The sequence below is a fragment of the Dyella jiangningensis genome, from assembly GCF_003264855.1.
In the GTDB taxonomy this organism is placed as follows: Bacteria; Pseudomonadota; Gammaproteobacteria; order Xanthomonadales; family Rhodanobacteraceae; genus Dyella; species Dyella jiangningensis_C.
The window spans coordinates 1,331,673-1,350,031 of sequence record NZ_NFZS01000001.1 but is presented as its reverse complement, the minus strand read 5'-3'; the positions used below and the strand labels follow the sequence as shown (position 1 = coordinate 1,350,031).

Sequence of the window (18,359 nt, the reverse complement as noted above, 5' to 3'; positions counted from 1 at the left end):
CCTTCGGGGTGCCTTGGTCAACCCTCCACATCATACGGGTTGCCAGGGTCGAAGTCGGGGATGCGTGGAGGTCCCAACCCCCCGGGCCTAGCCGGCCCAACAATCGGAGTTTTACCCATGGCTCAAGTCACCATGCGCCAGATGCTCGAAGCTGGCGTGCATTTCGGTCACCAGACCCGTTACTGGAACCCGAAGATGGCCCCGTACATCTTTGGCGCCCGCGGCAAGATCCACATCATCAACCTCGAGAAGACGCTGCCGCTCTTCACCGACGCGATGAACTTCCTGTCGGCCGTGGCCCAGAAGCGTGGCACCGTGCTGTTCGTCGGCACCAAGCGTTCGGCCCGTGAGCCGTTGGCTGAAGAAGCCGCACGCGCCGGCATGCCGTTCGTCACCGCCCGCTGGCTCGGCGGCATGCTGACCAATTTCCGCACCGTCAAGCAGTCCGTGGCCCGCCTCAAGGAGCTGGAAGCCGCCGAGACCGACGGTTCGTTCGACCGCCTGGTCAAGCACGAAGTGCTGGCCCGTCGCCGCGAGCGCGACAAGCTCGAGAACTCGCTGGGCGGCATCAAGGACATGAACCGCCTGCCGGACGCCCTCTTCATCATCGACATCGGTCATGAAGACATCGCCGTGCAGGAAGCCAAGAAGCTCGGCATCCCGGTGATCGCCGTGGTCGACACCAACTACAACCCGGAACTGGTCGACTACGCCATCCCGGGCAACGACGACGCCATCCGCGCCATCCAGCTGTACGCCCGCGCTGCCGCTGACGCCATCCTGGAAGGCAAGGCCGCTGCGCCGGCTGCCGCCCAGGGCGACGCCAACGAATTCGTCGAGCTCGACGAAGAAGGCAACCCGGTTGCCAAGGAAGAGCGCAAGGCTGCCCCGCGCCGTGACGACCGCAACAACCGCGGCCCGGCCAAGAAGGGCGCTGGCGCGCCGCGTGGCGACCGTGGTGGTCGCGGCGGCCGTCGCAACGAAGAGTCGGACGGCGAGTAAGCCCTCCCTGCCCCGGCCCGCAAGGGTCGGGGCGCATCAAAGTTTTTGAGGATTCCAGATGACTGCTATCACCGCAAAACTGGTTAGCGAACTGCGCGAGCGCTCGGGCGCCGGCATGATGGATTGCAAGAAGGCGCTGGTCGAGAACAACGGCGACATCGACGCCGCTGTCGAGTACCTGCGCAAGACCGGCCTGGCCAAGGCCGACAAGAAGGCCGACCGCGTGGCCGCCGAAGGCCGCATCGCCACCGCCCAGGCCAATGGCCAGGCCGTGCTGGTCGAAGTGAACAGCGAGACGGACTTCGTCGCCAAGGCGCCGAACTTCATCCAGTTCACCAACGACGTCGCCGAGGCCGTGCTGGCATCGGGCGCTGCCGACATCGACGCCGCCAAGGCTGCCGCCTTCCCGGGCGCCGACAACGTCGAGTCCGCCGCCAAGGCCCAGACCGCCACCATCGGCGAGAAGATCGAAGTGCGCCGCGTGGCCCGCATCGCGAACGATGGCCCGCTGGCCACCTACTCGCACGGCGGCAAGATCGGCGTGATCGTGGCGCTCAAGGGCGGCTCGGAAGAGCTGGCCAAGGGCATCGCCATGCACGTCGCCGCCATGAACCCGCCGCACATCAAGCCGGAGCACGTCCCGGCCGAGTTCGTCGCGAAGGAAAAGGAAATCGCGCTGAGCCAGATGACCGAGAAGGACAAGGCCAAGCCGGCCGAGATCCTCGAGAAGATCATCTCCGGCAAGATCAACAAGATCGTCTCGGAAGTGACCCTCGTCGGCCAGCCGTACGTGATCGACACCAACACCACCGTGGGCGACGTCCTGAAGAAGGAAGGCGCCGACGTGGTCGCCGTGGTGCGTCTCGCCGTGGGCGAAGGCATCGAGAAGGTGCAGGAAGACTACCTGGCCGAAGTCGCCAAGGCGATGCAGGGCTAAGCAGCTCGCTTCATGCAACATCGAAAAAGCCGCGGGAAACCGCGGCTTTTTCGTTGTCTCACCGCACCCGCCGGCCAAGGTCGCGGACATGTCGGCTATCGACGACATACAGTCCATAGTCGCTGCGATAGCCGATCAGCGCCAGTTCGACTCGACGATCGGGATGGGCGCGGTAGTAATCCGCGCCGACGCACAGGATGAACGCGCCAAAGTGATCGTCCAGGTGCGTACGGGCGCGATACCGACAACCCTTGCCACCACGCAGCTCCTCTGTTTCGAACACGGCGACCTTCACCGTGGGCGTACCGAACAGTCGGGTATAGGCACCGGGAATGCCGTCGGAAATCGGGTACCAGAGCATGAACGCGAATATGAACGCGTATACCGGCGTCATGAGCACGGCGACCGTCGGCGACATGCGGGCGGTCTTGATGCGCCCGGACACTATCAGCCAAGTCATCCAACATGCCATGGCCAAGCCGAGTACACCCGCGTACCACACTGCGTTGCGCGCTACCCATGGCTCAGATTCGAAATCGATCCACAGGCTGTAGCAGAGTGCGGCAAGCACGAGAAAAACTGCGGATACTGTGATCACCCCGCTGGCCGTGAGCTCCTCCGATCCAAGCACGTGCGTGCGCCAGCCCATGTCGTCCCTCCATGAATGTTGCCCGCTGCTCCATTCCCCCGAGCGGTCGGAGAAGCTTAACTGAGCGGCCACGTCCGGCTACAATGCGCGCGTTTTGCCACACACAATCCGGAGACCCCATGAGCAACCCGCTTAAGTACCGTCGCATCCTGCTCAAACTCTCCGGCGAAGCCCTCATGGGCGAGGCCGATTACGGCATCGACCCCAAGGTGATCGGCCGCCTGGCCGATGAAATCATCGAAGTGCAGAAGGCCGGCGTGCAGATCGGCGTGGTCATTGGCGGCGGCAACATCTTCCGTGGTGCGGGCCTCGCGGCCGCAGGCATGGATCGCGTGACCGGCGACCACATGGGCATGCTCGCGACCGTCATGAACGCGCTGGCCATGCAGGACGCCATCGAACGTCGCGGCGGCTTCGCCCGCGTGATGAGCGCCATCCAGATCCACGACGTGGCCGAGGATTTCATCCGTCGCCGCGCGATCCGCCACATCGAAAAGGGCCGCATCGCGCTGTTCGCCGCCGGCACCGGCAACCCGTTCTTCACCACCGATTCGGCGGCGGCGCTGCGTGCGGTGGAGGTCGGCGCGGATCTGCTGCTCAAGGCCACCAAGGTCGACGGCGTCTACACCGCCGATCCGGCCCGCCACGCCGACGCGACGCGCTACGACCAGCTCACCTACGACCAGGTGATCGAACGCAAGCTGGCCGTGATGGACACCGCCGCGATCGCGCTGTGCCGCGACCATGGCATGCCGCTGCGCATCTACGACATGACCGTGGCAGGCAACCTCATGCGCATCATGCGCGGCGAAGCGGTCGGCACCATCGTTTCCGACAACTGACGCTGCAGTGCCCTCCCTCCCCTCCGGGCGACGCGAAGCTAGTCCCCATGGGGGAGAGGGCTGGGGTGAGCGGTCGCCCTTGCCGTAACGCAACATCGAAGCGGGGCTTGGTTGAAGCGCTATCGCGAGCACCTTCCCTCACCTCGATCCTCTCTCCCACAGGGACTACCTTCGGGTCGCCCACAGGGGGAGGAAGAAAACGGCCAGGCCCCAATGCCTTGTAGGCCCCTGCTATACTCGCGGGCTTGCACGGTTCAAGGGGTGTACCCATGCTCAACGACATCAAGAACGATGCCCAGACCCGCATGGGCAAGAGCATCGACTCGCTCAAGCACAGCCTGACGCGCCTGCGCACGGGCCGCGCGAGCACCGCCCTGGTCGATGGCATCAAGGTGCCGTACTACGGCTCCGACATGCCGCTGAACCAGGTGGCCACGGTCGCTCTGGGCGACTCGCGCTCCATCATCATCACCCCGTTCGAAAAGACCCTGGTGGCTCCGATCGAAAAGGCCATCATGGCCTCTGACATCGGCATCACGCCGAACACCGCCGGCACCACCATCCGCCTCAACATGCCGCCGCTCACCGAAGAGCGTCGTCGCGAGCTGGCCAAGCACGTGGCGCACGAGGGCGAGGAAGCCAAGATCGCGATCCGCAACGTGCGCCGCGATGCCATGCAGCAGGTCAAGGACCTGCTCAAGGAAAAGCTGATCACCGAGGACGACGAGCGTCGTGCCGAGGACGAGATCCAGAAGCTCACCGACCGTTTCGTCAAGGATGTCGACGGTGTCGTCAAGAACAAGGAAGACGAGCTGATGGCGCTCTGAGGCGCCGTCATCCTCAGAGCCTGTCCATGACCAGCGCCGACTCCGCGCGAATACCGCGCCACATCGCCATCGTGATGGATGGCAACGGCCGCTGGGCAAAGCTCCGGCATCGGCCGCGCACCTTCGGCCACAACGCGGGCCGCAAGGCCGTGCGCAACGTGGTCGAGGGCTGCCTGCGCCAGGGCGTGAAGGTACTCACCCTCTTCGCGTTTTCCAGCGAGAACTGGAAGCGTCCGGAGGAAGAGGTCGGCGCGTTGATGGAACTGTTCGTGCGCGCGCTCGACAAGGAAGTGGACGAGCTGCACGGCAATGGCGTGCGCATCCGCTTCGTCGGCGACCTCAACGCCTTCGACGCCGGCCTGCGGCAACGCATGACCGGCGCGATGACGCGCACGGCGGCCAATGATGCGCTGCATCTGAACATCGCGGTGAACTACGGCGGTCGCTGGGACATCGTGCAGGCGGCGCGCAAGGCCGCCGAAGCGGTGTCGCGCGGCGAGCTGCGCGCCGACGAGATCGACGAAGCATTGCTGGGCCATTGGATGTGCCTGGCAGAACTGCCGCCGCTGGACCTGTTCATCCGCACCGGCGGCGAATACCGCGTCAGCAACTTCCTGTTGTGGCAGCTGGCTTACGCCGAACTGCATTTCACCGATACCCTGTGGCCAGACTTCGACCAGGCGTCCCTCAAGGACGCCATCGACGATTACGCCCGCCGCGAACGACGCTTCGGCAAGACCGGCGAACAAGTCGCCCGCCAGGCCAACTAAGGACCCGCATGCTGCTTCAGCGCACCCTCACCGCCTTGCTGCTCGCTCCGTTGGTGATCGCACTGATCCTACTGACGCCGACCTGGCTGTTCGCGCCGATCGTCGTCATCGCATTCCTGGCGGCCATGTGGGAATGGACCCGGCTGTCGGGCCTCAAGGAGACCGCGCCGCGCGTCGGCCTGCTCGTGCTGACGGCCATCGTGTTCGCGCTGTGCTGGTACGCGCGCGGCAGCGCATGGTGGCCGCTGGTGATCGGCATCGGCGTCGCCTGGTGGATCGTGGTCGGCCAGTGGCTGCGCCACTTCGCCTTCGCCGCCGCGCCCACGCGCGAGAACTGCCTGATGAAGCTGGGCGCGGGCCTGCTGGTGATCGTGCCGGCCTGGGTCGCGGTGGTCTCCATCCACGGCACCGGTGAGCACGGCCATTGGTGGACCCTGCTCGCGCTCTTCATCGTCTGGGCTGCCGACATCGGCGCCTATTTCAGCGGCCGCCAGTTCGGCCGCCGCAAGCTTGCCCCGACCATCAGCCCGGGCAAGACCTGGGCCGGCGTGTATGGCGCCTTCGTGGCCGGAGCGCTGGTTACCGTGGTCGGCGGGCTGATGCTCGGGGTCACGGGTGGCAAGCTGGTCGGCCTGCTGGTGCTGTCGGTGCTGACCGTGGTTGCGTCTATCGTCGGCGACCTGCTGGAGAGCCTGATGAAGCGCCACGCCGCCGTGAAGGATTCGGGCAACCTCTTCCCGGGCCATGGCGGCCTGCTCGATCGCCTCGACAGCGTATTCGCCGCCCTGCCCGTATTCGCTGCAGGCAAGCTTCTGCTGGGCCTATGAGCAGTCCCACGCTTCGTCACGTCGCCGTCCTGGGCGCCACCGGCTCGATCGGCGGCAACACGCTCGACGTGATCGCGCGCCACCCTGAGCGCTTCCGCGCCAGCGTGCTGACGGCGCACAGCAATGTCGCCGCGCTTGCGGAACTTTGCGTCCGGCATCGCCCGGACCTCGCCGTCATTGCTGACGCTGCGCTGGAAGGCGAACTCGCCCGCCGGCTCGCCACCGCCGGCGTGCGTTGCGATATCGCCAGCGGCCACGACGCGATCACCGCGGCGGTATCGGGTACGTTGTGCGACACGGTGGTCGCGGCCATCGTCGGCGCCGCGGGGCTCGACTCCACGCTGGCCGCCGCACGTACCGGCAAGCGCCTGTTGCTCGCGAACAAGGAATCCATCGTGATGGCCGGGCCGCTGCTGCTGGAGGCCCTGGCGGCCGGCGACGGCGACCTCATTCCGGTGGATTCCGAACACAACGCCATCTTCCAGTGCCTGCCGGGTGGCCGTCCGGACCTGAAGGGCAACGGCGTACGCCGACTGATCCTCACCGCTTCCGGCGGCCCGTTCCGCGGCCGCAAGCGCGCCGAGCTCGCCGGCGTGACCCCGGAACAGGCCTGCAAGCATCCGAACTGGGTGATGGGCCGCAAGATTTCGGTGGATTCGGCGACGCTGATGAACAAGGGCCTCGAGGTGATCGAGGCACATCACCTGTTCGGCGCCACGCCGGACACCATCGACGTGCTGGTGCACCCGCAAAGCCTGGTGCATTCGATGGTGGAGTACGTGGACGGTTCGGTGCTCGCGCAGCTGGGCAACCCCGACATGCGCACCGCCATCGCGCACGCACTGGCCTGGCCGGCGCGCGTGGAGGCCGGCGTGTCACCGCTCGATCTCGCCACCTCGGCGCCGCTGGCGTTCGAACAGCCCGATCTGGGCACCTTCCGCTGCCTCGCCCTGGCCTTCCAGGCCTTGCGCGCCGGCGGCGACGCGCCAGCCATCCTCAATGCAGCTAACGAGGTGGCGGTGGATGCGTTCCTGGGCGGCGGACTGTCCTTCCTCGGCATCGCCGATCTCGTCGAGAGCGTTCTTGCGGAACTGCCGTCTCAAGCTGTGGTCGATGTGCAGACCCTGAATGAACGCGACCGTGCGGCCCGCGAGGCTGCCCGCCGCGTTCTCCGCAACGCCTGCTGACAAGCCTGATAAGCTCTTGCCGATGAATACTCTTCTTGGATCCGTGTTTTGGTTGCTGGTCACGCTTGGCGTGCTGGTGACCTTTCACGAATTCGGCCACTACTGGGTCGCCCGCCGCTGCGGCGTGAAGGTGCTCCGTTTCTCGGTGGGCTTCGGCAGGGCCATCTGGAAGCGCATCGGCAAGGACGGCACCGAGTATCAGGTCGCCGTGATTCCGCTGGGCGGCTACGTGAAGATGCTCGACGCCCGCGAAGGCGAGGTCGATCCCGCGCTCGCCGGCCAGGAGTTCACCGGCAAGCCCGTCTGGCAGCGCATCGCGATCGTCGCTGCAGGTCCCGCTTTCAATCTCATCTTTACCGTGGTGGCGTTCTGGCTGATGTTCATGCTGGGCAAGCCGGACATCGCCCCGCTGGTCACTGCCGCGCCGCAGAGCATGGCCGCGCAGGCCGGCATCCACCCGGGCGACCGCGTGCTGCGCATCGACGGCAAGGCCGTCGCGACGTGGAGCGACTCCCTGGAGGCCGTGGCCAACGCCATGCTTGGTCGCGAGCCGCTGCCGATGGATGTGCGCGGCACCGACGGCGCCGAACGCCATGTCGTGCTGCCGCTGCAGGAACTGCCGGCCGGCCAGGGTATCGACCAGTATCTGGACAAGCTGGGCCTGAGACCCGCGCCGCTGCCGGCCGTCGCAGCCATCGTCACCGAGGGCGATCCGGCGCAGACCGCCGGCATGCGCGGCGGCGATCGGCTGGTCAGCGTCAACGGACAGCCAGTGGCCGACTTCGACGTCTTCGGCAACCTGGTGAAAGATGAAGCGGCCAAGTCGCCCAGGCTGACCATCGCCATCGAGCGGGCCGGCAAGCCCATGACGCTGACCGTCACGGCGGTCAAGAAGTCCTACGAAGGGCGTCCCCCGCAGTGGCTGATCGGCATCCGGCCACCGCAGCCTGAGGAAGCGCTGGTGCGCTATGGACCGGTCAAGGCCCTCGGCGCCTCCCTGAGCACTACCTGGGACCGCGCCATGTCGATCTTCAACATGATCGGCAAGATGGTCAGCGGCCAGGCCTCCACCAAGAACCTCTCCGGCGTGATCGGCATCGCCCAGGTGGCCAATGCCTCCGCCAGCATGGGCGCCACCTGGTTCATCGAATTCCTGGCGCTGGTGTCGCTCAGCCTCGCCGTGCTCAACCTGATGCCCATCCCCGTCTTGGACGGGGGTCACCTGCTGTATTACCTTATCGAGTTGGTCAAGGGCAGCCCCTTAAGCGAACGCGCAATGATGGCCGGTCAGTATGTCGGCCTGATCCTGCTGTTTACGTTGATGGGACTGGCTTTCTACAACGACATCCATCGCTTCCTGCCTTCGTGACGCGCGCTGACCTTGCTGGGAGTCGCGCCGTGTCCGAGGGCAAGGCGTACCTGCGGCGCGAGCCGCCGGTATGGCGCGATGGTTGACCCGCCGCATCCGGGGAAGATGCAAGCACCCATTCAAGGCTGGGCTCGTCCTGGCTTCACGCATTGATCGGGCGGTCCAGGCCGCCTCATCGGAATAAAAAACAACGGAATCGACGATGAAGCGTATCGCCGCCCTGATCTTGCTTGCCTCACTGTCCGCCAACGCACTCGCCTTCGAGCCGTTCGTCGTTTCCGATATTCGTATCGACGGCCTCAGCCGCATCTCCCAGGGCACGGTGCTCAACTACCTGCCCGTCAACCGGGGCGACCGACTCACCAACGACAGCGCGCAGCGCGCCATTCGCGCCCTGTACCAGACCAAGTTCTTCAGCGACGTGGAAGTCGATCGCGAAGGCGACATCATGGTCATCAAGGTGGTGGAGCGCCCGTCCATCGCCAAGCTCAACATCCGCGGCAACAAGGACATCAAGGAAGACGACCTGCGCAAGGGCCTGAAGGAGATCGGCCTGTCCGAAGGCGAAACCTTCGACCGCCTGTCGCTGGATCGCGTGCAGCAGGAACTGGTGCGCCAGTACTACAACCGCGGCAAGTACAACGTGTCGGTCGAGCCGCACGTGACCAACCTCGATCGCAACCGTGTCGCCATCGATATCGAGATCCGCGAAGGCAAGGTCGCGAAGATCAAGGAAATCAACATCGTCGGCAACAAGGCGTTCACCGACAAGGAAATCCGCAAGGGTTTCGAGTCGGACACGTCGAACTGGATGTCCTGGTATTCCAAGGACGACCAGTATTCGCGCGAGAAGCTTTCGGGCGACCTCGAGAAGCTGCAGTCCTACTACATGGACCGCGGCTACGCCGACTTCGGCGTCGACTCCACGCAGGTGACCATCGCGCCGGACAAGCGCACGATGTACATCGCCGCCAGCGTGAAGGAAGGCGACATCTACACCATCTCCGAGGTGCATCTGCTCGGTGAGCTGATCCTCCCCGAGGATTCGCTCAAGCAGCTGGTGTACGTGAAGAAGGGCGACACCTTCAACCGCAAGGCGATCGAGGCCAGCACCAACTCGATCAAGAGCATCCTCGCCAGCATCGGCTACGCGTTCGCCAAGGTGACGCCGGTGCCGAAGCTGGACAAGGACAAGCGCACCGTCGACCTCACGCTCTACATCGAGCCGGGCAAGCGCGTGTACGTGCGTCGCGTGATCTTCCAGGGCAACACCCGCACGGAAGACGACGTGATGCGCCGCGAAATGCGCCAGCTGGAAGGCAGCTGGTTCTCGCAGCCGGCGATCGACCGTTCGAAGATCCGCCTGCAGCGCCTGGGCTACTTCAAGACCGTCAACATCGACAAGGCCCTGGTGCCCGGCACCGAGGACCAGGTCGACCTGACCGCGAAGGTGGAAGAACAGTCCGCCGGCAGCCTGATGTTCGGCGTGGGCTACTCGCAGTACTCGGGCATCATCCTGTCCGCATCGGTGTCGCAGAACAACTTCCTCGGCACCGGTGACAGCTTCACCGTGGGCGCGTCGCGCAGCGACTACTCCACCTCGGTCAACGCGAGCTACTTCAACCCGTACCTCACCGACAGCGGCGTGGGCATCGGTTACAACGCTGGCTTCACCAAGAGCAATTACGCCGACACCAACAGTGACTTCGTGAACTACGAAAGTTCGATGAAGTCGTTCTCGAGCTTCCTCAGCTTCCCGATCTCGGAAACGGACAACATCCGCACCGGCCTGGGCATCAGCAGCAACAAGATCAACCTCGCCTACGAGTACCAGACGTTTGACGCGAACGGCAATCCCACCGGTCAGACGACGACGGTGAACTACTCGCCGCAGATCATGATCGACTACCAGAATGCGATCGGTCACAAGACCATCCATACCTGGGACGCGACCATCGGCTGGACCCACGACACCCGCAACGGTTACTGGGCGCCGACGCGCGGCGGCCTGATCTCGCTGTCGACCGACATCGCGCTGCCGGGCTCCACCGTGCAGTACTACAAGATCTTCGGCGAGGCGAACCACTACTGGCCGATCGGCAAGGGTTTCGTGCTGTACCTGGACGGCCAGGTCGGTTACGGCAAGGCCTACGGCCAGACGTTCGACTACAACGGCGGCACCAGCTACAAGGCGGGCGACCCGGTCACCTTCCCGTTCTGGGAGAACTACTACTCCGGCGGTGTGCGTGACGTGCGCGGCTTCCAGGACAACACCCTGGGCCCCCGCGTGTGTACCGGCACGAACGCCGACGGTTCTCCGATCCAGCCCAACAAGGACGGCACCTGTACCGGCGGCTACTACTCCTACGCACAGCCGATCGGCGGCGCGTTCAAGGTGCTGGGCACGGCCGAGCTGTACCTGCCGCTGCCGTTCCTCAAGGACATCAACACGGCCCGCGTGTCGTGGTTCGTCGACGTCGGCAACGTGTACCAGGACTACCAGAGCTTCAAGGCGAGCGAACTGCGCGCCTCGACCGGTATCTCGCTGCACTGGCAGGCGCCGATCGGCCCGCTGATCATCAACTTCGCGGTGCCGCTGCGCACCCAGCAGGCGGACAACCATTACGAGGAGCGCATCCAGTTCACCTTCGGCAGCCAGTTCTGATGGCGTAGCCGGGCTGGAACAGCCCACGGAAAGAAGGCGCGGCCCTGCCGCGCTTTCTTTTTTTCATGCGCCCGGTGGCGCCTCCTCCTACAATGGCCCGATTGCAGGGAGCCAAGCATGAGCGTCTTCAAAACCACCGTGTCCGAGCTGGCCGAACGCTTCGGCCTCGCCTTTCATGGCGACGGCGAGCGCGTCATCGATGGCGTGGGCACCTTGGCGGGCGCGGGTCCGAGCCAGCTCAGCTTCCTTTCGAACAGCAAGTACGCCTCGCAGCTTGCGTCCACGCGCGCGGGCGTGGTGGTCATGCGCGAGGAGAACGTTGCCGACAGTCCCGTCGCCGCGCTCGTGGCGCGTGACCCCTACGTGGCCTACGCCAAGATCGCAGCGCTGTTCGAACGCCTGCCTGCCTCGCCGCAAGGCATTCATCCCACCGCGGTGGTATCGCCCAACGCACGCGTCGCGCCGACCGCCAGCATCGGGCCCGGTTGCGTGATCGAGGATGGTGCGGTGGTGGAAGACGGCGCGATCCTCGGGCCCCATTGCATCATCGGACCGGACTGCACGGTCGGCGCGCAATCGCGCCTGGTAGCCCGCGTGACATTGGTGATCCGCGTCACCGTGGGCAAACGCGTGCTGGTGCATCCGGGCGCGGTGATCGGTTCGGACGGCTTCGGCCTTGCCTTCGATCGCGACCATTGGATCAAGCTGCCCCAGCTCGGCGGCGTGCGCATCGGCGACGACTGCGAGATCGGCGCCAATACCACCATCGATCGTGGCGCGCTGGACGACACCGTGCTGGAAGAGGACGTGCGCCTGGACAACCAGATCCAGATCGCCCATAACGTGACCATCGGCGCGCATACCGCCCTGGCCGGCTGCGCCGCCGTGGCCGGCAGCGCCAAGATCGGCCGCTACTGCATGATCGGCGGCAATGCCGGCGTGCTGGGTCATCTGGAAGTGGCCGACCGGGTTACCATTACCGCCAAGAGCCTGGTCACGCACTCCATACGCGAGCCCGGTGAATATTCTTCGGGCGTCCCGCTGCAGGAAAACCGACTGTGGCGCCGCAATGCGGCCCGATTCAAGCATCTCGACGAATACGCGCGCCGGCTCTCGGCGCTGGAGAAGGACAGCAACAATGAGTGACCTCACCGTGCCTTTCCACCTTCCTGTGACTGTGGAACATATCCAGCAGCTGCTGCCGCACCGCTACCCATTCCTGCTGGTCGACCGCGTGATCGAGCTCGTGCCCGACAAGAGCGTGGTGGCCCTCAAGAACGTGACCATCAACGAGCCGTTCTTCCAGGGCCACTTCCCCGGCCACCCGGTGATGCCCGGCGTGCTGATCGTGGAAGCCATGGCCCAGGCCGCCGGCCTGCTCACGCAGATTTCCAGCCGCCTCAAGGGCAACACCGGCAGCCCGCTGTTCTATCTCGCCAAGGTCGACAACGCGCGCTTCAACGCGCCGGTGGTGCCGGGCGACCAGCTGCGCCTGGAAGTGACGCTCAAGCGCCTGCTGCGCAGCATGGGCCTGTTCGAGGCGCGCACCGTGGTGGGTGACAAGGAAGTGGCGAGCTGCGAGCTGATGTGCGCCGCGAGGTCGGAGAAATGATCCACGCCACCGCGCAGATCGATCCGTCGGCCGTCATCGCCAGCAACGTCACCATCGGCGCATTCAGCGTGATCGGTGCCGATGTGCATATCGGCGAAGGCACGGTGATCGGACCGCACGTGGTGATCGAGGGTCCGACCCGCATCGGCCGCGACAATCGCATCAGCCAGTTCGCCTCGCTGGGCGGCGCGCCGCAGGACAAGAAGTTCCAGGGCGAGCGCACCGAACTGGTGATCGGCGATCGCAACCAGATCCGCGAGTTCGTCACGATCAATCGTGGCACGGGCGATGGCGGCGGCGTTACGCGCATCGGCAACGACAACTGGTTGCTCGCTTACGTGCATGTCGCGCACGACTGCCAGATCGGCAACAACACGGTTTTCTCCAACTACTCGGCGCTGGCCGGCCACGTCGAAGTCGGCGACTGGGTGGTGATGGCCGGTTTCTCCGGCGCGCACCAGTTCTGCAAGGTGGGCGCGCATGCGTTCATCGGCATGGGCTGCCTGCTGGGTTCGGACGTGCCGCCGTTCGTGATGATGGCCAACGAGCAGCGCGGCCGTCCGCGCGGCATCAACAGCGAAGGCCTCAAGCGCCGCGGTTTCGACGCGTCGCGCATCTCCGCGATCAAGCGTGCCTACCGCACGCTCTACATGGCCGGCCTTACCCTGTCCGATGCCCGCGAACAACTGGTGGCACAGGCCGCCGACAGCGAAGACGTGCGCGCCATGCTGGAGTTCCTCGATCGCAGCGAGCGCTCGCTGGCGCGCTGACATGAGTCGCGTATATGAGCTTCGCTCGTATACGCATTGAGGCACGGGGGTTTGCTGTTGTCGTTTTTCATAAGCCATGACTCCCACTGATACCGCAAACCTGGCTCCCCTCATTGCCATCAGCGCCGGCGAAGACTCCGGCGATCAGCTCGGTGCCGACCTCGTCACCGCGCTGCGCCGCCGCTATCCCCAGGCGCGCTTCGTCGGCATCGGCGGCGCGCGCATGCAGGCGGTCGGGTTCGATTCCTGGTACGACATCAAGGAACTGTCGCTGTTCGGCTTCGTCGAGGTGATCTCGCACCTGCCGCGCCTGCTGCGCCTGCGCAAGCAACTGGTCGCGCGGCTGGTCGATGCGAAGCCCGCCGTGGTGATCGGCATCGACGCACCCGATTTCAACCTCGGCGTGGAGAAGCGCCTCCGCGAGGCGGGCCTTCGTACCGTGCACTACGTCAGCCCGTCGGTGTGGGCATGGCGCGAGAAGCGTGCGGAAAAGATCGGCCGTAGCGCGGATCGTGTGTTGTGCCTGTTTCCGATGGAGCCGCCGATCTATGCCAGGCACGGCGTGGATGCCCGCTTCGTCGGGCATCCGCTCGCGGACCGCTTTGCGATGGTCTCCGACCGCGCAGGCGCGCGTGATTTCCTGCAGCTGCCGCACAACGTGCCGGTACTGGCCGTACTGCCTGGCAGCCGCGCATCGGAAATCGAGCGGCTGGGCCGCAGCTTCATCGAGGCGGCCGGCAAGGTCGCCGCCACCCTGCCCGGCCTGCGCGTCATCGTGCCGGCCGCGAACGAACGCGTGCACGCGACGCTGAAGGCCCTGTTGGGCGACGCCCAGGGCGACGACGCGCCGCTGTTGCTGGACGGCCATGCCCATGAGGCGATGCTGGCCGCGGACGTCGTCCTGCTGGCCTCGGGCACGGCGGCGTTGGAAGCCATGCTGGCGAAGCGGCCGATGGTGGTAGGTTATCGGGTCTCGCCGGTGAGCTATCGCATCGCACGCATGCTCAACATGCTGAAGACGGACGTCTATTCGCTGCCCAACATCCTCGCGCGCGCGGCTGGCATGGGCGACAAGGCCGTGCTCGTCCCGGAACTGATGCAGGACGATTTCACCCCCGACAAGCTCGCCGAAGCCACGCTGTCGCTGTTCCAGGACAGCGAGCGTCGCGGCGCGATCGTGACCGCGTTCGAACAGTTGCATCGCGCCCTGCGTGGTGACCTGGAAGGACAGGCAGGCGACATGGCGGCCGATGCCGTGGCGGAACTGGTGGAGGCCGGACGTGGCTAGCTCCAAGTTGAAGATGGACGCGCCGTCGTCGGTCGCGACTACCGAAACGGTCATCCGTCTCATCGCCGGCGTGGATGAAGCCGGGCGTGGTCCGCTGGCGGGCCCGGTCGCGGTTGCCGCCGTCATCCTCGATCCCTCCCGCCCGAAGATCCGCGGCCTGGACGATTCGAAGAAGCTCACCGAAGCCAAGCGCGAGGCGCTCTACGAGAAGATCGTGGATCGCGCGCTGGCCTATTGCATCGTGCTGGTCACGGCCGATGAGATCGATCGCATCAACATCTTCCAGGCCACCATGACCGGAATGTGCCGCGCGCTGGCCGGTCTCAATCCTTCCGCGCACGAGGCCTGGATCGACGGCAACGCCCTGCCGCGCGAACTGCCCTGCGCCGGTCGCGCCATCATTGGCGGCGATGCGCTGGAACCGGCCATCAGCGCCGCGTCGATCCTCGCCAAGGTGAGCCGCGATCGCTGGATGATCGAACTCGATCGCGAGTATCCCGGCTACGGTTTCGCCGAGCACAAGGGCTATGGCACGCCCTTCCATCTCGACGCGCTCAAGCGGCTCGGCCCCTGCCCCCAGCACCGCCGCAGTTTCGCGCCGGTGAAGATCCTCGTGGACCAGGGCGTACTGTTCTGAGCGCGTGATTGGACGTCCAAACGGACGCCATCCCAAGCATCAAGGAGGCCAAGAAGCGCGTGCGCGAGCATGCCCTATGGGCCACGTCATGCGCGTGCAACGGAGCTAGCATACAGTCGACTTCGCACGAGGCCGCGACCTGCGACGCGACTTGCGCAAAGCCGAAAAAGACAGCGGCGAAATCGATCCCGGGCGCCGGGCCGGCATTCCCCGTCAGGCAACCTTTTCCGCCGCTGCCGCATCCGAACGGATACAGGAAACGAAGTCACCGGGCCGCTACAGGTAGAGCCCACGGCGAAACACCGGCACGCACGATTCCGCGGCACGGCGCACTTCCTCCAAGGCATGGATGCATGGGTCGACCCGCATGGCCTCCATACCGTGCGGCCTGCAAATCATCGCGTGCATTAGACCGCAGGAGTGGTGCCATGACGCTTCCCAACCGCCCGCACGGCTATTCCCCGCAGCCGGACGACCATTCGACCGAAGCAACGCCGGAGCTGTTTTCCCTCGAGCAGCTCGCGGCCATCGTAGACGCGACAGACCGGCATATGGACTACGACCGGCATCCGCTGTCGGTACGCCGCTTCGACCACTACATCGAAGGGCCGCTAGGCGACGGGCGCTTCCACATCTCAGGCTGATCGAGAACCTGACCGACGGCGGCACCGTTGGGCGTGCCGTCGTCCCGGGCCGGCCTCAGCGGCGGCCGCGCAGCAGGCTGTGCCGGTAGCCGTAGCCGACGTAGATCAGCATGCCGATCGCCGTCCACGTCGCGAGCAACAGCCAGTTGCCCGCGTTCATCTGAGCCAGCAGGAACAGGCAGACCACGACGCCCAGCGAGCATACGACCGGCGCAGCCGGCACGCGGAAGCCACGCGGCAGTTCTGGATGCGTGCGGCGCAGCACCAGCACGCCGATGCACACCGTGGCGAAGGCCAATAGAGTGCCCATCGACAGCAGGTCGCCCAGCAGGCTGAGCGGGAATACCGCCGCCAGCACGCCGCCCACGAGGCCCACCAGCAGGGTCGTGCGATGCGGCGTGCGGAAACGCTCGTGTACGGCACCGAACATGCGCGGCAACAGGCCATCGCCGGCCATGGTGTAGAGGATGCGCGCCAGGCCCATGTGCATCACCAGGATGACCGAAGTGAGGCCGGCGACCGCGCCCACCTGGGTCAGCAGCTTGAGCCATGCCAGCGCCGGGTGTGCGGCCAGCGCGGTCGCCACCGGCTCTGCGGTGGCCAACTGCGGATAGGGGACCAGGCCCGTGAGCACGGCCGCGACGATGATGTAGAGCACGGTGCAGATCGCCAGCGAGATGAGGATGCCGGCCGGCACGTTCTGCTGCGGGTTGCGGGTTTCCTGCGCCGCGGTGGCCACCGCATCGAAGCCGATGTAGGCGTAGAACACGCTGGTGGCCGCACGGAACACGCCGGCCCAGCCGTAGTGGTCCCCGCCCTGGTTCGCCGGCACGTAGGGATGCCACAGCGACGGATCGACGTACTGCAGGCCGAACACCACGAACAACACCACCACCAGCACCTTAAGCACCACCACGAAGCTGGCGAACACCGTCGACTGGCGGGTACCCACGTAGAGCAGCGCGGTGATCGCCGCGACCACCAGCAGGGCCGGCAGGTTGATCCAGGCGCCGGTCATCACGAAATGGCCGTCCCGGAACGACAGCGGCGCATTGGCCAGGACCGACGGGATGTCGATGCCCATGCTGTGCAGCAGGCCGACGCCGTAACCGGACCAGCCCACCGCCACCGACGACACCGCCAGCAGGTACTCGGCCACCACGTTCCAGCCGATGAACCAGGCCAGCAGTTCGCCGAAGGTGGCATAGGCGTACACATAGGCGCTGCCCGACACCGGCAGCATGGCGGCGAATTCGGCGTAGCTGAGCGCCGCCAGCGCGGCGGCCAGGCCGGCCAGCACGAAGGAAAGCGTGAGCGCAGGGCCGGCATGTTCCGCGGCCGCCTGCCCCGTGATCACGAAGATGCCCGCACCGATCACCGCGCCCACGCCCAGCACGACCAGGTCCTTGAGACCGAGCGTGCGACGGAGGTTGTCGCCAGCCGAAAGCGACGCCTCGATGGGCTTGACCGAAAACAGGGAGCGGATCAGTGACATGGAGTGCCCTCGGAGGCCCGACACGGCCGCCGTCCTTGCGTGAAAAGTCCTGAACCATGCCAGTCGCGGCGGTCGCCCGCAACCGCCAGAAGTCCGGAACGATGATCCGGTCGCGATGCCATTGATCACCCGCGCTGTCACGTCGGAGCTCTGGACTCAACCGCCATGAGGTGGCAGACATGCTGGCCGCGTCGCGGGACCAGCCTGGGACGGTCAGCCACCGGTTCACGTCTGCTGCCTGCCTGGATCCGCTAAGCTGGTTCCAGGGGGATTTCTCATGAAACGCATCGCGCAACTCGCGCTGGCCATGCTCGCGCTCATGCTCGTTACCGTCTGCCAGGCCCGGCCCGGGCCCGGCGATGTACCGCCCGATTTCCTCGGTCGCGATCGCAACGGCCATGATCTGCACGTGTCCGATCTGCGCGGCAAGGTCGTCATCGTGACGTTCTGGGCCACCTGGTGCGGCTACTGCATGAAGGAGCTGCCCGTGCTCGCCGCGCTGCAGAAGATGAAGGGATCGAACGATCTCGCCATCGTCGGCGTCAGCCACAACGACGATCTGGAGGCGTTCAAGAAGGCCCGCCACAACTGGCGAAGCCTCGATGTCATCCTGACCTACGACGCCAAGGACCAGCGCATCGCCAAGCCCTACGGCGTCAATACCATTCCGCACATGGTGATCATCGGACGCGATGGCCGCATCGACGACGTATACGTCGGCTACGACGAAAGCATGCTGGACCAGATCCTCGCCGAGGTGGACGAGCTGCTGAAGCAGCCGGCTCCGCAAGCGCCTGCGGCAGCCGCGCCCTGAGCCGAATCGGCCCTCGCCGGATGT

General features: G+C 65.6%; 18 protein-coding genes. 16 read left to right on the top strand and 2 right to left on the bottom strand.

Features of this window, described 5'->3' with window-relative positions:
* Window positions 1-117 precede the first annotated feature (117 nt).
* Together rpsB and tsf are read left to right on the top strand one after the other, a co-directional pair.
* Window positions 118-1,002 carry a 30S ribosomal protein S2 gene (gene rpsB / locus CA260_RS05990; protein WP_111981450.1) on the top strand — a complete coding sequence of 295 codons (885 nt, stop codon included), beginning with the start codon at window positions 118-120 and terminating at the stop codon, window positions 1,000-1,002.
* A gap of 58 nt (window positions 1,003-1,060) precedes the next feature.
* Entirely contained in the window at window positions 1,061-1,939 is an 879-nt protein-coding gene (tsf, locus tag CA260_RS05985; RefSeq protein WP_111981449.1) for a translation elongation factor Ts, read from the top strand.
* A gap of 58 nt (window positions 1,940-1,997) precedes the next feature.
* Here tsf and CA260_RS21100 read toward each other — a convergent pair whose 3' ends face one another.
* Window positions 1,998-2,588, bottom strand: a complete 591-nt coding sequence (locus CA260_RS21100) for a hypothetical protein (RefSeq protein ID WP_111981448.1) — start codon at window positions 2,586-2,588, stop codon at window positions 1,998-2,000.
* 119 nt (window positions 2,589-2,707) lie between these two features.
* Here CA260_RS21100 and pyrH point away from each other — a divergent pair, with 119 nt between their 5' ends.
* From pyrH to CA260_RS05915, 13 genes are all read left to right on the top strand, one after another.
* Window positions 2,708-3,430, top strand: a complete 723-nt coding sequence (gene pyrH, locus CA260_RS05975; protein WP_111981447.1) for a UMP kinase — start codon at window positions 2,708-2,710, stop codon at window positions 3,428-3,430.
* Between the two features lie 269 nt (window positions 3,431-3,699).
* A complete protein-coding gene (gene frr, locus CA260_RS05970) occupies window positions 3,700-4,257 on the top strand; it encodes a ribosome recycling factor (protein WP_111981446.1) in 558 nt (185 codons plus the stop codon).
* A 26-nt stretch (window positions 4,258-4,283) separates the two neighbouring features.
* Complete coding sequence (uppS, locus tag CA260_RS05965; RefSeq protein WP_111981445.1) at window positions 4,284-5,027, top strand: polyprenyl diphosphate synthase; 744 nt, start codon at window positions 4,284-4,286, stop codon at window positions 5,025-5,027.
* A gap of 8 nt (window positions 5,028-5,035) precedes the next feature.
* Complete coding sequence (locus CA260_RS05960; RefSeq protein WP_111981444.1) at window positions 5,036-5,854, top strand: phosphatidate cytidylyltransferase; 819 nt, start codon at window positions 5,036-5,038, stop codon at window positions 5,852-5,854.
* Window positions 5,851-7,041, top strand: a complete 1,191-nt coding sequence (locus CA260_RS05955; protein ID WP_111981443.1) for a 1-deoxy-D-xylulose-5-phosphate reductoisomerase — start codon at window positions 5,851-5,853, stop codon at window positions 7,039-7,041. The genes CA260_RS05960 and CA260_RS05955 overlap by 4 nt, the downstream gene beginning before the upstream one ends.
* Window positions 7,042-7,063: 22 nt before the next feature.
* Window positions 7,064-8,410 carry an RIP metalloprotease RseP gene (gene rseP, locus CA260_RS05950; RefSeq protein ID WP_111983027.1) on the top strand — a complete coding sequence of 449 codons (1,347 nt, stop codon included), beginning with the start codon at window positions 7,064-7,066 and terminating at the stop codon, window positions 8,408-8,410.
* Window positions 8,411-8,612: 202 nt separating this feature from the next.
* Window positions 8,613-11,075: an outer membrane protein assembly factor BamA gene (gene bamA / locus CA260_RS05945; RefSeq protein WP_111981442.1), complete on the top strand. Its 2,463-nt coding sequence runs from the start codon at window positions 8,613-8,615 to the stop codon at window positions 11,073-11,075.
* A gap of 117 nt (window positions 11,076-11,192) precedes the next feature.
* Window positions 11,193-12,221 carry a UDP-3-O-(3-hydroxymyristoyl)glucosamine N-acyltransferase gene (gene lpxD, locus CA260_RS05940; RefSeq protein WP_111981441.1) on the top strand — a complete coding sequence of 343 codons (1,029 nt, stop codon included), beginning with the start codon at window positions 11,193-11,195 and terminating at the stop codon, window positions 12,219-12,221.
* A complete protein-coding gene (fabZ, locus tag CA260_RS05935; RefSeq protein ID WP_111981440.1) occupies window positions 12,214-12,687 on the top strand; it encodes a 3-hydroxyacyl-ACP dehydratase FabZ in 474 nt (157 codons plus the stop codon). Before lpxD ends, fabZ begins: the two co-directional genes overlap by 8 nt.
* A complete protein-coding gene (gene lpxA / locus CA260_RS05930; protein WP_111983026.1) occupies window positions 12,684-13,457 on the top strand; it encodes an acyl-ACP--UDP-N-acetylglucosamine O-acyltransferase in 774 nt (257 codons plus the stop codon). The genes fabZ and lpxA overlap by 4 nt, the downstream gene beginning before the upstream one ends.
* A 76-nt stretch (window positions 13,458-13,533) precedes the next feature.
* Window positions 13,534-14,745, top strand: a complete 1,212-nt coding sequence (lpxB, locus tag CA260_RS05925) for a lipid-A-disaccharide synthase (protein ID WP_111981439.1) — start codon at window positions 13,534-13,536, stop codon at window positions 14,743-14,745.
* A 13-nt stretch (window positions 14,746-14,758) separates the two neighbouring features.
* Complete coding sequence (rnhB, locus tag CA260_RS05920) at window positions 14,759-15,382, top strand: ribonuclease HII (protein ID WP_111981438.1); 624 nt, start codon at window positions 14,759-14,761, stop codon at window positions 15,380-15,382.
* 428 nt (window positions 15,383-15,810) lie between these two features.
* The gene (locus tag CA260_RS05915; RefSeq protein ID WP_111981437.1) at window positions 15,811-16,026 is read left to right on the top strand and encodes a hypothetical protein; all 216 of its coding nucleotides are present in this window, start codon (window positions 15,811-15,813) and stop codon (window positions 16,024-16,026) included.
* Between the two features lie 55 nt (window positions 16,027-16,081).
* On the opposite strand, the gene CA260_RS05910 is transcribed toward CA260_RS05915, so the two are convergent.
* Window positions 16,082-17,515, bottom strand: coding sequence for an amino acid permease (locus CA260_RS05910; RefSeq protein ID WP_425479725.1), 1,434 nt, complete (start codon window positions 17,513-17,515; stop codon window positions 16,082-16,084).
* Between the two features lie 283 nt (window positions 17,516-17,798).
* On the opposite strand from CA260_RS05910, the gene CA260_RS05905 reads away from it, so the two are divergent.
* Window positions 17,799-18,335, top strand: coding sequence for a TlpA family protein disulfide reductase (locus tag CA260_RS05905; RefSeq protein WP_111981435.1), 537 nt, complete (start codon window positions 17,799-17,801; stop codon window positions 18,333-18,335).
* The last annotated feature ends 24 nt before the right edge of the window (window positions 18,336-18,359 follow it).

Bases quoted from the DNA above. Each gene is read 5' to 3' on its own strand.
- uppS (WP_111981445.1), top strand. From the start codon at position 4,284: ATGACCAGCGCCGACTCCGCGCGAATACCGCGCCACATCGCCATCGTG.
- rpsB (WP_111981450.1), top strand. From the start codon at position 118: ATGGCTCAAGTCACCATGCGCCAGATGCTCGAAGCTGGCGTGCATTTC.
- pyrH (WP_111981447.1), top strand. From the start codon at position 2,708: ATGAGCAACCCGCTTAAGTACCGTCGCATCCTGCTCAAACTCTCCGGC.
- fabZ (WP_111981440.1), top strand. From the start codon at position 12,214: ATGAGTGACCTCACCGTGCCTTTCCACCTTCCTGTGACTGTGGAACAT.
- CA260_RS05960 (WP_111981444.1), top strand. From the start codon at position 5,036: ATGCTGCTTCAGCGCACCCTCACCGCCTTGCTGCTCGCTCCGTTGGTG.
- lpxB (WP_111981439.1), top strand. From the start codon at position 13,534: ATGACTCCCACTGATACCGCAAACCTGGCTCCCCTCATTGCCATCAGC.
- rnhB (WP_111981438.1), top strand. From the start codon at position 14,759: ATGGACGCGCCGTCGTCGGTCGCGACTACCGAAACGGTCATCCGTCTC.
- CA260_RS05915 (WP_111981437.1), top strand. From the start codon at position 15,811: ATGACGCTTCCCAACCGCCCGCACGGCTATTCCCCGCAGCCGGACGAC.
- frr (WP_111981446.1), top strand. From the start codon at position 3,700: ATGCTCAACGACATCAAGAACGATGCCCAGACCCGCATGGGCAAGAGC.
- CA260_RS05905 (WP_111981435.1), top strand. From the start codon at position 17,799: ATGAAACGCATCGCGCAACTCGCGCTGGCCATGCTCGCGCTCATGCTC.
- lpxA (WP_111983026.1), top strand. From the start codon at position 12,684: ATGATCCACGCCACCGCGCAGATCGATCCGTCGGCCGTCATCGCCAGC.
- CA260_RS21100 (WP_111981448.1), bottom strand. From the start codon at position 2,588: ATGGGCTGGCGCACGCACGTGCTTGGATCGGAGGAGCTCACGGCCAGC.
- lpxD (WP_111981441.1), top strand. From the start codon at position 11,193: ATGAGCGTCTTCAAAACCACCGTGTCCGAGCTGGCCGAACGCTTCGGC.
- CA260_RS05955 (WP_111981443.1), top strand. From the start codon at position 5,851: ATGAGCAGTCCCACGCTTCGTCACGTCGCCGTCCTGGGCGCCACCGGC.
- rseP (WP_111983027.1), top strand. From the start codon at position 7,064: ATGAATACTCTTCTTGGATCCGTGTTTTGGTTGCTGGTCACGCTTGGC.
- tsf (WP_111981449.1), top strand. From the start codon at position 1,061: ATGACTGCTATCACCGCAAAACTGGTTAGCGAACTGCGCGAGCGCTCG.
- bamA (WP_111981442.1), top strand. From the start codon at position 8,613: ATGAAGCGTATCGCCGCCCTGATCTTGCTTGCCTCACTGTCCGCCAAC.